Annotated in this window: 11 protein-coding genes; 9 read left to right on the top strand and 2 right to left on the bottom strand. The window is 65.8% G+C overall.

Annotated elements, in window-relative coordinates:
* The first annotated feature begins 98 nt into the window (after nucleotides 1-98).
* A complete protein-coding gene (locus AC1D0O_RS10745; RefSeq protein WP_477653511.1) occupies nucleotides 99-923 on the top strand; it encodes a BPSS1780 family membrane protein in 825 nt (274 codons plus the stop codon).
* 30 nt (nucleotides 924-953) lie between these two features.
* Nucleotides 954-1,724 (top strand): FecR family protein, encoded by a 771-nt coding sequence (locus tag AC1D0O_RS10740; protein ID WP_477653510.1) that lies wholly within the window; start codon nucleotides 954-956, stop codon nucleotides 1,722-1,724.
* A gap of 3 nt (nucleotides 1,725-1,727) precedes the next feature.
* On the opposite strand, the gene AC1D0O_RS10735 is transcribed toward AC1D0O_RS10740, so the two are convergent.
* Nucleotides 1,728-4,157, bottom strand: coding sequence for a UvrD-helicase domain-containing protein (locus AC1D0O_RS10735; protein ID WP_477653509.1), 2,430 nt, complete (start codon nucleotides 4,155-4,157; stop codon nucleotides 1,728-1,730).
* A gap of 60 nt (nucleotides 4,158-4,217) precedes the next feature.
* On the opposite strand from AC1D0O_RS10735, the gene AC1D0O_RS10730 reads away from it, so the two are divergent.
* The 3 genes from AC1D0O_RS10730 to AC1D0O_RS10720 all read left to right on the top strand — a co-directional run bounded on the left by AC1D0O_RS10730 (nucleotide 4,218) and on the right by AC1D0O_RS10720 (nucleotide 9,207).
* Entirely contained in the window at nucleotides 4,218-4,904 is a 687-nt protein-coding gene (locus AC1D0O_RS10730) for a hypothetical protein (protein ID WP_477653508.1), read from the top strand.
* 78 nt (nucleotides 4,905-4,982) lie between these two features.
* Nucleotides 4,983-8,012 carry a VIT domain-containing protein gene (locus tag AC1D0O_RS10725; protein WP_477653507.1) on the top strand — a complete coding sequence of 1,010 codons (3,030 nt, stop codon included), beginning with the start codon at nucleotides 4,983-4,985 and terminating at the stop codon, nucleotides 8,010-8,012.
* Nucleotides 8,013-8,229: 217 nt separating this feature from the next.
* Nucleotides 8,230-9,207: a GMP reductase gene (locus AC1D0O_RS10720; protein ID WP_477653506.1), complete on the top strand. Its 978-nt coding sequence runs from the start codon at nucleotides 8,230-8,232 to the stop codon at nucleotides 9,205-9,207.
* A 7-nt stretch (nucleotides 9,208-9,214) separates the two neighbouring features.
* Here AC1D0O_RS10720 and AC1D0O_RS10715 read toward each other — a convergent pair whose 3' ends face one another.
* Complete coding sequence (locus AC1D0O_RS10715; protein WP_477653505.1) at nucleotides 9,215-10,108, bottom strand: alpha/beta hydrolase; 894 nt, start codon at nucleotides 10,106-10,108, stop codon at nucleotides 9,215-9,217.
* A 138-nt stretch (nucleotides 10,109-10,246) separates the two neighbouring features.
* Here AC1D0O_RS10715 and AC1D0O_RS10710 point away from each other — a divergent pair, with 138 nt between their 5' ends.
* The 4 genes from AC1D0O_RS10710 (at nucleotide 10,247) to AC1D0O_RS10695 (ending at nucleotide 14,197) form a co-directional block, all read left to right on the top strand.
* On the top strand, nucleotides 10,247-10,933 hold the full coding sequence (locus AC1D0O_RS10710) for a GntR family transcriptional regulator (protein ID WP_477653504.1): 687 nt from the start codon (nucleotides 10,247-10,249) through the stop codon (nucleotides 10,931-10,933).
* 31 nt (nucleotides 10,934-10,964) lie between these two features.
* The gene (locus tag AC1D0O_RS10705) at nucleotides 10,965-11,846 is read left to right on the top strand and encodes a phytanoyl-CoA dioxygenase family protein (RefSeq protein WP_477653503.1); all 882 of its coding nucleotides are present in this window, start codon (nucleotides 10,965-10,967) and stop codon (nucleotides 11,844-11,846) included.
* A 4-nt stretch (nucleotides 11,847-11,850) separates the two neighbouring features.
* Nucleotides 11,851-13,209, top strand: coding sequence for an NAD(P)H-dependent oxidoreductase (locus AC1D0O_RS10700; protein WP_477653502.1), 1,359 nt, complete (start codon nucleotides 11,851-11,853; stop codon nucleotides 13,207-13,209).
* 91 nt (nucleotides 13,210-13,300) lie between these two features.
* The gene (locus AC1D0O_RS10695) at nucleotides 13,301-14,197 is read left to right on the top strand and encodes an NAD(P)-dependent oxidoreductase (RefSeq protein ID WP_477653501.1); all 897 of its coding nucleotides are present in this window, start codon (nucleotides 13,301-13,303) and stop codon (nucleotides 14,195-14,197) included.
* Nucleotide 14,198 lies beyond the last annotated feature (1 nt).

Below are 14,198 nucleotides of genomic sequence, written 5' to 3'. Positions count from 1 at the left end.
CCGCATTGCCTGCCGCTTTAAGGCACACTGCCCCTGCAATCCCTGTCCGGTTCCACCCCGGCCACCCATTTCCCAAAGCCCCCGAAGTCCCGAAGACCATGAAACTCAACATCGTTCCCGCGAGCACCGGCATCACCTGGGTCAAGCTGGGCGTCAAAACCTTTTTGCAGCAGCCGCTGGCCATGTCGGGCCTGTTCTTCCTTTATATGGCAGTGGGAACGCTGCTGTCGCTGTTGCCGGTTCTGGGGCTGATCCTTGCGTTCATGATCGTTCCGGCCGCCACGCTGGGCCTGATGGCCGCCACGCAAGAAGCCCTCAAGGGCAAATTCCCCATGCCCACGGTGCTGGTCAGCGCTTTTCGCGCGGGCCGCCAGCGCATGCGCGCCATGCTGGTCCTGGGCGCGCTGTATGCCGCGGCCTGCCTGCTGCTCGTGATGGTCGTCCCCCTCCTGGTGGATGCGCCACCGGTACCGCCCGTCGCGCCCGCAACGGCCGAAGCCGGCCGCGACGCCATGCTGGCGCCACAGTTCCAGCTGACCATGCTGGTCACCATGCTGCTGTACCTGCCGATCTCGCTGCTGTTCTGGCATGCGCCTGCGCTGGTCCACTGGCACGGCATTTCGCCGGTCAAGAGCCTGTTTTTCAGCTTTGTCGCCTGCATACGCAACGCCGGCGCCTTCCTGATGTACGGCCTGGGCTGGTTCGGCGTGTTCCTGGGCATGGGCATTGTGCTCAGCATCATCACCGGCCTGACGGGCAGCACCACGCTCATGGCCGCGGCCATGATGCCGCTGGCCCTGCTCATGGCAGCCATGTTTTCCACCTCGATTTACTTCACGTTTCGTGATAGCTTCGTGGCCACGCCACCCGACGATTCGACGGGGAGCGCTGAGGACGCCGATAACACCGACGAAAAACCCTGACGACCCCACCGTTATCCCAGGAGATTCTTCATGACCCAGCACCAGTTGCAAGGCCGTAGCGAAAAAGAGATTTTGTGGTTCCAAAGGCGTGACACGCTCAAGGCCGCCGCGGCCTGGGTCGCCATGGGCGGGCTGCCCGCCGCCATGGCCCAGCAGCGCAGCAACATCGTCGAACTCCGGGGCGACGCCCTGCTCAACGGCAACCGTTTGCAAACCGGCCAGACGATCATGACCGGCGACCAGATCCAGACCGGGCCGGGCTCCAACCTGATGTTCGTCATCGGCAACTCGGCCTTCCAGGTGCGCGAAAACTCGGCGATGACGGTGGAGCGCGGGAGTTCGCTCAACACCGTGAGCCTGCTGCGCATGATCACGGGCGCCGTGGTCAGCGTCTGGGGCAAGGGCAGTAACCGCTCCATCATCATGCCCACCCTGACGGCCGGCATACGCGGCACCGGCGTGTACGCCGAGGTCTTCGCCGACCAGGGCAACCGCAGCTACTTCTGCAACTGCTACGGTACCGTCGACATGGAGTCGAACGGCCAGAAAGTCGTCTCGCAGGCCAGCTACCACCAGTCCTTCTGGGGCGAAGTAACGCCCAGGGACGGCCGCCAGCTGACCCCGGCGAATGCGATCAACCACGGCGACGAGGAACTGGAATTCCTGGCCGGGCTAGTCAACCAGCAGACAGCCTGGCAGATCGCCGGCAAAAAAGGCGTCAAGGACGGCCGGGGCTATATGGACCCGCAGCCAAGCCAGATGCACCCGGCGCAGATGCCGGTGCTCCCGGCGACCCGATAAACGCTAGACCACCGTAAGCTTGGCGACGCTCAGCGCCAGCCACTTCACGCCATGCCGCGTGAAATTGATCTGCGCGCGGGCATCGTCGCCGCTGCCTTCGAGCATCATCACCTTGCCTTCGCCAAACTTGGCGTGGAACACTTCCATGCCGGTCTTGAGGCCGTGCGAGGGCGCGCTCTTCTGCGGCGGCACCGGTGGGTTGGCAAAACGCTCTGAGGCGCCCGCTTTGGACGAAAACACGCTGCTGGCCCAGTCCTTGCGCCCGCCGCCCGCATTGCCGCTGCCGCCCCACGCGCCTGATCCCATGCCCGAGGCAAAGCCCTGGTTCTTGGGCGTGATCCATTTGAGCGCGGCTTCCGGCAGTTCGTCAAAAAAGCGGCTCTTCAGGTTGTAGCGCGTCTGCCCGTGCAGCATGCGGGTCTGCGAATGGCTGAGGTAGAGCCGCTTGCGCGCGCGCGTGATGGCGACATACATCAGGCGGCGCTCTTCCTCGAGGCCGTCGCGGTCGCTCATGGAGTTTTCATGCGGAAAGATGCCGTCTTCCAGGCCGGTGATGAACACGCAGTCGAACTCCAGCCCCTTGGAGGAATGCACCGTCATGAGCTGCACCGCGTCCTGGCCGGCCTGCGCCTGGTTGTCGCCCGATTCAAGCGCCGCGTGCGTCAGGAAGGCCGCCAGCGGCGACAGCGTTTCGCCGGTTTCGGTGTCGGGCGCCAGGGCCTCGGGCAGGGGCTCGTTGAGCTGCGGGGTGGATGCATCCAGCCCCTGGCTAGCCGGCGACTGCGTGAGCCGCGCGCCCAGTTCGTCGACCGGAAGCGCCACCGCATCGCGGCCAAAACCTTCCTGGCTCACGAAGGACTCGGCGGCGTTGACCAGTTCGGCCAGATTCTCCAGCCGGTCCTGGCCTTCTTTTTCGGTCTTGTAGTGTTCCTCGAGGCCGCTGTGCTGCAGCACCAGTTCGATGATTTCGCGCAGGCTCAGCCCGGTCGTCTGCTCGCGTAGCACGTCGATCTTGGCCGCGAAAGCGCCCAAGTTGGCACCGGCCTTGCCCGGCACGGCACTCACGCCGTCATAGAGCGAGCAGCCGGCCGCGCGGGAGATATCCTGCAATTGCTCGATGCTGCGCGCGCCTATGCCGCGCGGCGGGAAGTTGACGACGCGCATGAAGCTGGTGTCGTCGCGCGGGTTCTCCAGCAGGCGCAGGTAAGCGAGCGCATGCTTGATTTCGGCGCGCTCGAAAAAGCGCAGGCCGCCGTAAACGCGGTAAGGCACGCCGGCGTTGAAAAGCGCCGTCTCCATCACCCGGCTTTGCGCATTGCTGCGGTAAAGCAGTGCGATCTCCTTGCGCTCCACGCCGTCGCGCACCAATTGCTTGACCTCGTCGACAAACCACTGCGCCTCTGCGAAATCGCTGGCCGACTCGTAGACGCGCACCGGCTCGCCGGGGCCGGCTTCGGTGCGCAGGTTTTTGCCCAGGCGCTTGCTGTTGTGGCTGATCAGCTCGTTGGCCGAATCCAGGATGTTGCCGAAGCTGCGGTAGTTGCGCTCCAGCTTGATCTGGTGCTGGACCTCGAACTCGCGCACGAAGTCGGCCATATTGCCCACGCGCGCGCCGCGAAAGGCGTAAATACTCTGATCGTCGTCACCCACGGCGATCACCGAGCCGCCGGGCATCGCGCCTGCGCCCTGGATGGCGTCCGGCCCCTGCCCCGCCAGCATCTTGATCCAGGCGTACTGCAGCTTGTTGGTGTCCTGGAACTCGTCGATCAGGATATGGCGAAAGCGCCGCTGGTAGTGCTCGCGCACCGGTGCGTTGTCGCGCAGCAGTTCGTAGCTGCGCAGCATCAGTTCGCCGAAATCGACCACGCCCTCGCGCTGGCACTGTTCTTCATAGAGCGCGTAGATCTCGACCTTCTTGCGGCCCTCCTCATCGCGCACCTGGACGTCCTTGGCGCGCAGGCCGTCTTCCTTGTTGCCGGCGATGAACCACATCAGCTGCTTGGGTGGAAAACGCTCGTCGTCGACGTTGTGCTGCTTGCACAGGCGCTTGATGGCCGAGAGCTGGTCTTGCGTGTCCAGGATCTGGAAGCTCTGCGGCAGGTTGGCCAGTTTGTAGTGGGCGCGCAGAAAGCGGTTGCACAGGCCGTGGAAAGTGCCTATCCACATGCCGCGCACGTTCACCGGCAGCATGGCCGACAGCCGCGCCAGCATTTCCTTGGCGGYCTTGTTGGTGAAGGTCACGGCCAGGATGCCGCCCGGCGAGACCTGGCCGGTCTGCAGCAGCCAGGCGATGCGCGTGGTCAGCACGCGGGTCTTGCCGGAGCCGGCCCCCGCGAGAATCAGCGCGTGCGTGGGGGGCAAAGTCACCGCGGCCAGTTGCTCCGGGTTAAGATTTTGTAAGAGTGGGGATGTTGGCGCGACTTCTGAGAACATCCCTCATTGTAGAAAGCCCCGATGAAACTGTTTTCGCACCGCCCTTCAGCCCTGGCATCCATGTCCCTAATGGCGGCCTTTGTCGCGCTGGCCGCCGGCCAAGCCCGGGCCCAGTCCTTTTGTGCCAGCGACGGCCAACCCAGGCCTGCGCAGCTGCTGGAACGCTTTATCAACGCCAATTGCGAAAGCTGCTGGGCCGACCCGGCCACACCGAAAGCCGCCGCCGGCCAGCTCGCGCTGGACTGGGTGCTGCCCGGCGACAGGGGCGAGGATGCACCGCTGTCGGCCGTCGCCGCCCGCGAGGCCCTGGACCGCCTGGCGGCGCTGCACCAGGGCCCGCCCGCGCAAACCCTGGCCAGCACGCGGCCGGTCCGGGGACTCAAGGGCGCGACCCTGCGCGTGGCCCACGGCCTGCCGCTCAGCGGTTACCTGGGCGCCTCGATTGAACTCAAACCGATCCCGGCGGCCGCCAAAGGCCGGCAGTGGACAGCCTGGCTAGCCCTGGTCGAAACCCTGCCGACAGGCACCGAAGGCTCGCCGGTGGAGCGCAACCTGGTCAGGAACGTGCTGCAAACACCCTGGGACGGCCGCAAGCCACTCGCCAAAGACGCACCCAAGCGTTTCTTCGACGCGCGCTCCATGAGCATCGCCCAAGGCGCCAACCCCGAACGCATGCGGGTGCTGGGCTGGGTGGAGGACGACCAGGGCCGGGTGCTGGCGGCGGCACAGTCCCGTTGCACGCCTTAAAAATATTTCGCGTCGCTTAACCCCTTTGCAGCGCGAGCCCCGTTTCAGGGTGCATCGCCAACAACAAAAGGGGTTTTCATGCCACACGGCCATACCTATACCGCGCGCGCCACCATCCGCTTACTCCAGGCTCTCGCTGCGGCCTGCTTCAGCCTCCAGGCGCTGGCGCTCAGCGCCGTGCCGCAGCCGCCCCCAGGTGTCAAATTCGCACCGCCGCCCGACTGGCGGCCGCCGGTGATCGCAGTCAACAACAACGCGGGCCAACCCATACAGCTGCGCGCGGCTTCCATCGAAGTCGACCTTTTCGGCGACCAGGCGCGCACCAGCGTCGAGCTGCACCTCTTCAACCCCAACCACCGCGTGCTCGAAGGCGAGCTGCAATTCCCCTTGCAGGAGGGCCAGGTGGTGACCGGCTTCGCGCTGGACGTCAACGGCCGGTTGCGCGACGCGGTGCCCGTGCCCAAGGCCAAGGGCCAGGAAATATTCGAGGACATACGCCGCCGGCGCGTGGACCCGGGGCTGCTGGAAGCCGCGGCCGGCAACCAGTACAAGCTACGTGTCTACCCGATCCCGGCCATGGGCGAGCGCCGCGTCGTCATCACCTTCACCGAAACCCTGGCGCGCCGGCTTGATGCGGGCGTGCTCAGGGTGCCGCTGGCGTTCGCATCCAGCGTGGGCGAGTTGCAGGTCAAGGTGCGCGCCCATGGCGCCGCCCGCCAGGATGTGCAACTGCTGCAGGCCCCTCCCGGCACCGAACTGGACGCCAGCGCCAACGGCATGGAACTGAGCCTGCAGAAAACCCAGTGGCAGGCGCCGCAGGGCCCGTCGGGCTGGCTGCAACTGGCGCTGCGCCGCACAGGCAAGCCCCAGGTCATGGTGGGCGAGACCGGTGGCAAACCGTTTTTCGCCGGGCAGATCGATGTGCGCGACGAGCTGGTGAGGCGGCCCGTCCCCGCACATATCGCGCTGGTGTGGGATGCCTCGGCCTCGGCCGCCGCGCAAGCCCGCGTGCTGCCGGTGCTGGAGGCCTATTTCCGCAAGCTGGGCAAGCCCGTCAAGCTCAGCCTGCTGGTGGTGCGCAACAAGGCCGAAGCCGTGCGCAGCTTCACGCTGGCGCCGGGCCGCTTTGACGAACTGGCCGACGCGCTGCGCGCGGAACCTTTCGACGGCTCCAGCAACTTCGACGACCTGCCGATTCCCGCCGACGTGGACACCACCCTCATGGTGACCGACGGCCTGATGACGGACGGCAAAAAACTCATTCGCTACACCCACACGGCGCCGGTGATGGTGATCAACGGCGCCGCTTCCGCCGACATGGCGCGGCTGGCCCGGCTGGCCGACCGGACCGGTGGCGCGCTGGTGGATGCCGCGCTTCAATCTCCCGACGAGGGCGCGCAGGCCATGCTGATGCACGGCTGGCGCATCGAGAAACTGTCCAGCCTGTCGGCGCGGCAACTCGTGACACCCACGACGCGCGTGAGCCAGGGCCGCATCGCGGTGGCCGGTGAGCTGCTCGACAGCCAGGCCCGCATCGACGTCATGCTGGTCCACCCGGACGGCCGCAGGCGCACGCTGGCGCTGCAGGTCAATGCCAAGCCTGTGAGCGGCCACTGGCCCGGCCAGCAATGGGCCCAGTGGCGCAGCGCCGAACTGGCCGAGAACGCCAGCCTCAACACCGGCGAACTGCAACGCATTGCAGCGGCGCACGGCATCGTGGGCCCCAACAGCTCACTGATCGTGCTGGAGCTGGCATCCGACTATGCGCGCTACAGCCTGCCCGCCCCGCCCGAGCTGGCTGATGAAGTGGCACGGCTCGACCAGCAGCAACTCGCGCAGGCTACGCAAACGCGGCAGGCGCACATCGAAGCCATGGTGACCCAATTTGACGAAGCGCAGCGTTGGTGGGACAGAGACTTTCCAAAGGACACGCCCAAACGTGCCGAGCCCAAGGCAAAGATGCAGATCAGCCAGGGTGAGATCAGCCAGGGCGGGGTGAGAGCCTTGGGCAGCGTGGCCGGCTCGGCGCGCTTACGCGAGCAAGCCCCGGCTGCGCCGGCGGCAGCGGCCCGCGAGTTCTTGGTGCCCGCCGCTCCTGTGGCAGCGCCAGCGCAGGCCATGGCCGCCGAGGCGCGCTCCGACGCCATGGAAAAGCGCAGCGCCAAAGCCATGCCCGCGGCCGCGCCCGCTCCCACTATCGCGCTGCAAGCCTGGGTGCCGGACGCACCCTATATGAAGCGCCTGCAGAACGCGGGCAAAGACGAGCTCTACCGCGTCTACCTCGACGAACGCGCCGCCTACCTCGCCAGCAGCTCGTTCTACATGGATGCGGCCGGCGTGTTCTTTGACCGCGGCCTGCCCGAGCTGGGACTGCGCGTGCTCTCCAACCTGGCCGAGATGAACCTGGAAAACCGCCAGTTGCTGCGCCTTTACGCCTACCGCCTGGTGCAGGCGCGCCGCAACGACCTGGCCGTGCCGGTGTTTGAACGCATCAGCGAACTGGCGCCCAACGAGCCGCAATCCTGGCGCGACCTGGGCCTGGCGCTGGCCGAGAGCGGCCAGCCGCAGCGCGCGGTCAATGCCCTGTGGGAAGTCGTGTCGCAGCCCTGGAACGGCCGCTTTGCCGGCATCAACATGATCGCGCTGGCCGAGCTCAATGCGATTGCCGCCCAGGCGGCTTCCAGCGGCCAGCCGGCGCTGGACCTGGGCCGTGTGGACACACGCCTGCGTCGCAATCTGCCGCTGGCCCTGCGTGTGGTCATGGCCTGGGACAGCGACGACACCGACATCGACATGTGGGTGAGCGACCCCAACGGCGAAAGGGCCAGCTACGCCAACCGCCTGACCTACCAGGGCGGCGCCATGAGCCCAGACGCCAGGGGCGGCTACGGCCCCGAGACGTTTTCACTCAAGGCGGCCAAGCCCGGCAAGTACGGCGTAGAGGCGCAGTTCTACGGCCACCGCCAGCAGGTATTGTCGGCCGGCACTACGGTGATGGTGCGGGTGACCACCGGTTTCGGCACACCGCAGGCGCGCGATGAGTGGACCACCTTGCGGCTCGCGCGCGGCCAGGAGACCGTGCGCGTGGCCGAGGTCGAGGTGCGCTGACGTCTCGCCTCAAAAACAAGATGCCACTATGCGTATAAAGGCTATACCGCTTTGGCGGGTGCCGCCGGCATGAGAGGCGCATAGAATCAATCACCGGGCCCAAGCAATTGCGCCCGGTTTTTTGTTTCAGCCTTGCTTTATTGCAGGCGTCTGTACAAAACCGGTCCAGTCCAAGCGCCTTCTGTTCTTCAACAGTTTTTTCTAAGGCTTGGGAATCATGGAAATCTTCGACTACGACAACATCCTGCTGCTGCCGCGCAAATGCCGCGTGGAGAGCCGTTCAGAATGCGACGCCAGCGCCACGCTGGGCGGGCGCAGCTTCCGCATCCCGGTGGTGCCGGCCAACATGAAAACGGTGGTCAACGAGGAGATCTGCGCCTGGATGGCGAAGAACGGCTACTTCTACGTGATGCACCGCTTCGACCTGGACAACGTCCAGTTCGTCAAGGACATGAGGGCCCGCGGCGCCTACGCGTCCATCTCGCTGGGCGTGAAGAAACCCGACTACGACACGGTGGACCGCCTGGCGGCCGAGGGCCTGGTGCCCGAGTACATCACCATCGACATCGCGCACGGCCATGCCGACACGGTGCAGAAAATGATCGCCTACCTCAAGCAGAAGCTGCCGGCATCCTTCGTGATCGCCGGCAACGTGGGCACGCCTGAAGCAGTGATCGACCTCGAGAACTGGGGCGCCGACGCGACCAAGGTCGGCATAGGCCCGGGCAAGGTCTGCATCACCAAGATGAAAACCGGCTTCGGCACGGGCGGCTGGCAGCTGTCGGCGCTCAAGTGGTGCGCGCGCGTGGCGACCAAGCCCATCATTGCCGACGGCGGCATACGCGAGCACGGCGACATCGCGAAATCAGTGCGCTTCGGCGCAACCATGGTGATGATCGGCTCCATGCTCGCCGGCCTGGAAGAAAGCCCCGGCAAGACCGTCGAGGTCGACGGCAAGCTCTTCAAGGAGTACTACGGCAGCGCCTCGGACTTCAACAAGGGCGAGTACAAGCACGTCGAAGGCAAGCGCATCCTGGAGCCCGTCAAGGGCACGCTGGCCGACACGCTGCGCGAGATGGAGGAAGACATCCAGAGCTCCATCAGCTACGCCGGCGGTACCAAGCTGCTGGACATCCGCAAGGTCAACTATGTCACGCTCGGCGGCGATAACGCCGGTGAGCACTTATTGATGTAAGTCCCGCCTAGCTGCGGGCAGCGCCCAGTCCCAACAAATCCAGCGCCAGGCCGTGCAGCCGATGCCCGGTCTCGGCCAGCGCATCCAGCGCGCTGAAATGGTTTCGCCGCAAATGCGATTCGCAGACCGGCACGACACCCTCGCCCCAGGCCTGCTGGATCAACAGGTTCTGGCGCAGGAACTCCGCACTTTCATCGGCCCCCGCCACGCTGTAGAGCGTGCCGCGGCGCGGGGCCGGCAGCAGGGCCGGGCTGGCCTTGGCCACCTGCTCGGGCGTGAGCTTGAGCGAGTCCTTGACGAAGGGCGCATGGCGCATCGGCTCCAGGTCGTAAATGCCTGAAATCGACAGCGCATTCTTCACCAGGTCCATCGGCAAATCGCCTGCATAAGCTTTCCAGTCGCAGAGCAGCAGCATGGCCGCCAGGTGGCCGCCGGCCGAGTGCCCTGCCACCGTGATGCGGCTGGGGTCGCCACCGTAGCGCGCAATGTGGCGCCAGGTCCAGGCCAGCGCCTTGACCATCTGCATCGTGATGTCGGGAATCGTCACTGCGGGGCACAGGGCGTAATTGGGCACGACCACGCAGGCGCCAGCCTCAGTGAAAGGCGGCACGATGTAGGAGTGGTCGGACTTGTCGAGCGAGCGCCAATAGCCGCCGTGGATGAACACCAGCACCGGGGCGCCCTTGCCCAGCTTGGTGCCTTGCGTGCCGAAGTTGCCGGCCGGAAACACATCCAGCATTTCACCCGCATGGTTGCCGTAAGGCACGTCCACCTGGCAGGGCAGGCGTTTGCGGACAGCCTGTGAATCCTCGGCCCAGCGCGTGAAATAGGCCGGATGGTCGGGCACCAGCGCCCGGTTGTTGTACATGCGGTCCAGCCAGGCGGGATCAAATGGGTTCATTGTTGTTCTCCTGAGAAGTGGCAAATGGCAGTCAGCGGCCGCCATCTTGGCACAGCCGAGGCTGTCCGCCTTCGGGTGCGGGTAAACCCGGAATTTCTTATCCGCTTGATCGGCGTATTCTGTATACAGAGTACAGATATGACATCCCAACTGATCAAAATCGAATCCACCCCAGACCTGGTCGACCAGGTCTACCGCAGCCTGCTGGACGCCATCAGCGAGGGCTCGCTGGCGCCAGGCGCACGCATCACGCAGGAAGAAATTGCCGCGCAGCTCGCCGTGTCGCGCCAGCCGGTGCTGCAGGCCTTGCGCCTACTCAAGAAAGACGGCTTTGTGCTGGACGCGCCCGGCCGCGGCGTGCTGGTCGCACCGCTGGACGTGGCCTCGCTGGTGCAGATTTACCAGGTGCGCAGCGCGCTCGACGCGCTGGCCGCCCGGCTGGCGGCGCAGGCCAGCGCCCGGCTGGACCCGCAACTGATCAGCCTGGGCCGCAAGGCCGCGCGCGGCAGCGACGTCAAGGCCATGATGGCGGCCGACGCGCGCTTTCACGCGGCGATTTATGAAGCCTCGGGCAACCCGCTGATCGCCCAGAGCGCCCAATTGCACTGGCACCACATACGCCGCGCCATGGGCGCCGTGTTGCAGGTGTCGACCATGCGCGAATCGATCTGGGACGAGCACGAGGCGATCGCCGAAGCTATCGCTGCCGGCGACGCGGGCAAAGCCGAAACACTGATACGCGAGCACGACGAGGAAGCCGGCCACAACCTGGCGGCGCTGCTGTCCAGCGCCCTCGCCCGGCCCGCCGCTTCCACCGCCCCCTGAGGCACCGAACAAACACCGAAGGAGACATGCGATGAGACTCAGTCCAGAACAACTTGCGCAATTCGACCGCGACGGCTACCTGTTTTTCCCCGGCCTGTTCACGCCGGAAGAAACCCGCACGCTCAACGATGCCGTGCCCGAGCTCTACGAGCGGCGCGAGGACTACAACATCCGCGAAAAAGGCAAGGACGCGGTGCGCACCAACTTCGCGGCGCACATGTACAGCGAACCCTTTGCCAGGCTCGCGCGGCACCCGCGCATGATCGAGCCGGTACAGGACCTGCTGGGCGAGCAGCTCTACATGCACCAGTTCAAGATCAACGGCAAGATGGCCTTTGAAGGTGACGTCTGGCAGTGGCACCAGGACTACGGCACCTGGCTCAACGACGACATGATGCCGACCGAACGCGCGATGAACGTGGCCATCTTCCTGGACGAGGTGACCGAGCACAACGGCCCGCTGATGTTCATCCCCGGCAGCCACAAAAAAGGCGTGGTCGATGCCAAGCACGACCTCACCACCACCAGCTACCCGCTCTGGACAGTGGACAACGACCTGATACGCCAGCTGGTGCAGCGCGCCGGCGGCAAACAAGGCGGCATCGTCAGCCCCAAAGGCCCGGCCGGCTCGATGATCCTGTTCCATTCCTGCCTGATCCACGCCTCGGGCAGCAACCTCTCGCCCTTCAACCGGGTCAGCGTCTACCTGAGCCTGTGCGCCATCAGCAACCACATCCGCCGCCACAAGCGCCCCGAGTACATCGCCCACCGCGACTTCAGGCCCATCAGTTGCCTGCCCGACGACTGCCTGCTGAAAGACTACCCGGTGGACTTGCCGTGGAAGGACGGGGTGCCGGCTTCGGCGCTGCAAACTTCGATGGAAGAGATCGCGCCAGAACGCAAGGCAGCCTGATCCCATGAACCTCTACACAAAACTCCAGCAACGTGCGGCCGACGGAAAACCGGTTCGTATAGGTCTGATAGGCGCGGGAAAATTCGGCTCCATGTACCTCGCTCAGGTCCCGCGCACCCCGGGTGTGCACCTGGTCGCGATTGCCGACCTCTCGCCCGACGCGGCACGCAGCAACCTCGCGCGCGTGGGATGGAAACCCGAGATGGCCCAGGCCGCCTCGGCGCAGGCGGCGATCAAGGCCGGCACGACCTGGATCACCGACGACTGGCAGGCGGTGGTCACGCACCCGCAGATCGACATCGTCGTGGAATGCACCGGCAACCCGATCGCCGCGGTGGAGCATTGCCTGCAGGCCTTCGCGCACGGCAAGCACGTGGTCAACGTCACGGTGGAGGCCGACGCTTTTTGCGGCCCGCTGCTGGCGCACAAGGCAGCACAAGCCGGCGTAGTGTATTCACTGGCTTTTGGCGACCAGCCGGCGCTGATCTGCGACCTGGTGGACTGGGCACGCACCTGCGGTTTCCCGGTGGTGGCGGCAGGCCGCGGCCACAAATGGCTGCCGCATTTTTGCGAATCCACGCCAGAAACGGTCTGGGGCAACTACGGCCTCACACCCGAGCAGGCCGCGCGCGGCGGGTTGAACCCGAAGATGTTCAACAGCTTTCTGGACGGCTCCAAGCCCTCCATCGAATCGACCGCAGTCGCCAACGCCACGGGCCTCACGGTGCCCAGCAACGGCCTGCTCTACCCGCCCGCCAGCGTGGAAGACATTCCCTATGTCACACGCCCCATTAGCGAGGGCGGCGTGCTGGAACGCAAAGGCATGGTGGAGGTCATCTCCTCGCTGGAAGCCAACGGACGCAAGATTCCCTACGACATCCGCATGGGCGTCTGGGTCACGGTCGAGGCCGAGACCGACTACATCAAGAACTGCTTTGAGGAATACAACGCCCATACCGACCCCAGCGGGCGCTACTTCACGCTGTACAAACGCTGGCACCTGATAGGCCTGGAGGTCGGCGTCTCGGTCGCGAATGTCGCGCTGCGCGGTGAACCGACCGGCGTGGCGACCTGCTGGAACGCCGACGTGGTGGCCACGGCCAAGCGCGACCTGCAGCCCGGCGACATGCTGGACGGCGAAGGCGGCTACACCGTCTGGGGCAAGCTGCTGCCCGCCGATACCTCCATGAAGATGGGAGGCCTGCCGCTGGGCCTGGCGCACCAGGTCAAGGTGGTGCGCGCGGTCAAAAAAGGCCAGAGCCTGAGCTGGAACGACGTGGCCATGGACACCGCCACTCCCGCCTACACGGTGCGCCGGGAAATGGAAGCCATGTTCGCGCCGGCCCTGAAAAAAGCCGCGTAAAAAGCACCCGGAAACGCCGCCTAGAAAGCTCGCTGACAGCCTTCTCGCGCCGCCTGCTTCATGATGGCTGGAAGCCATTTTGAGGACACGAATGACCATCGCCAGCGACACGCCCCTTCCCCGCATTGCCTTTCTGGGCACGGGCATCATGGGGCTTCCCATGGCCAGGCGCCTCGGCGAAGCCGGCTATGCGCCGCAGGTGTGGAACCGCACGCAGGCCAAGGCCGGGCCGCTGGCCGCGCTGGGCGCGGTGGTCCATGCGCGGGCCGAGGCCGCGGTGGCCGGGGCCGACATCGTCATCAGTATGCTGGAAAGCGGCCCGGTGGTCGAAGCCGTGCTGTTCACGCAAGGCGTGGCCGCCGCGATGAAGCCCGGCGCGCTGTTTCTCGACATGGCGTCCATCCAGCCGCGCGAAGCACGTGACCATGCGGCGCGCCTGGGCGCGCTGGGCATTTCCCACCTCGACGCGCCTGTGTCGGGCGGCCCCGGCGGCGCGGAAAGCGGCACGCTGGCCATCATGGCCGGCGGTCGGGCGGAAGACTTCGCGAGAGCCCTGCCGGTGCTCAAACACTTCGGGCACGCGATCCACGTGGGCCCGCACGGCAGCGGCCAGCTCACCAAGCTGGCCAACCAGATGATTGTGGGCATCACCATAGGGGCGGTGGCCGAGGCGCTGCTCTTCACCTCGCGCGGCGGGGCCGACATGGCGAAGGTCAGGGAGGCCATCACCGGCGGCTTTGCCGACAGCCGCGTGCTGCAACTGCACGGCCAGCGCATGCTGGAGCGCGACTTCGCGCCGCGCGCCCGCATGGACATCCAGCTCAAGGACATGCGCAACGCGCTGGCGACCGCCCAGGAGATTGGTTTTGAGGCGCCTATCACCGAGCTGTTCGAGCGGCTTTACGCCGAGGGCGTGGAGAACGGCCTGACGGACCTGGACCAGTCCGCGCTATTTGTCGAACTGGCCAGCCGCAACGGCATGAGCTGAA

This window comes from Polaromonas sp. P1_F2, from assembly GCF_056405735.1.
The sequence above is the reverse complement of the archived record's forward strand: the minus strand, read 5'-3'. Positions and strand labels throughout refer to the sequence as shown.

What these genes read in the sequence shown, in the direction of transcription:
- AC1D0O_RS10745 (WP_477653511.1), top strand. Translation starts at nt 99, where the DNA reads ATGAAACTCAACATCGTTCCCGCGAGCACCGGCATCACCTGGGTCAAG.
- AC1D0O_RS10740 (WP_477653510.1), top strand. Translation starts at nt 954, where the DNA reads ATGACCCAGCACCAGTTGCAAGGCCGTAGCGAAAAAGAGATTTTGTGG.
- AC1D0O_RS10730 (WP_477653508.1), top strand. Translation starts at nt 4,218, where the DNA reads ATGTCCCTAATGGCGGCCTTTGTCGCGCTGGCCGCCGGCCAAGCCCGG.
- AC1D0O_RS10725 (WP_477653507.1), top strand. Translation starts at nt 4,983, where the DNA reads ATGCCACACGGCCATACCTATACCGCGCGCGCCACCATCCGCTTACTC.
- AC1D0O_RS10720 (WP_477653506.1), top strand. Translation starts at nt 8,230, where the DNA reads ATGGAAATCTTCGACTACGACAACATCCTGCTGCTGCCGCGCAAATGC.
- AC1D0O_RS10715 (WP_477653505.1), bottom strand. Translation starts at nt 10,108, where the DNA reads ATGAACCCATTTGATCCCGCCTGGCTGGACCGCATGTACAACAACCGG.
- AC1D0O_RS10710 (WP_477653504.1), top strand. Translation starts at nt 10,247, where the DNA reads ATGACATCCCAACTGATCAAAATCGAATCCACCCCAGACCTGGTCGAC.
- AC1D0O_RS10705 (WP_477653503.1), top strand. Translation starts at nt 10,965, where the DNA reads ATGAGACTCAGTCCAGAACAACTTGCGCAATTCGACCGCGACGGCTAC.
- AC1D0O_RS10700 (WP_477653502.1), top strand. Translation starts at nt 11,851, where the DNA reads ATGAACCTCTACACAAAACTCCAGCAACGTGCGGCCGACGGAAAACCG.
- AC1D0O_RS10695 (WP_477653501.1), top strand. Translation starts at nt 13,301, where the DNA reads ATGACCATCGCCAGCGACACGCCCCTTCCCCGCATTGCCTTTCTGGGC.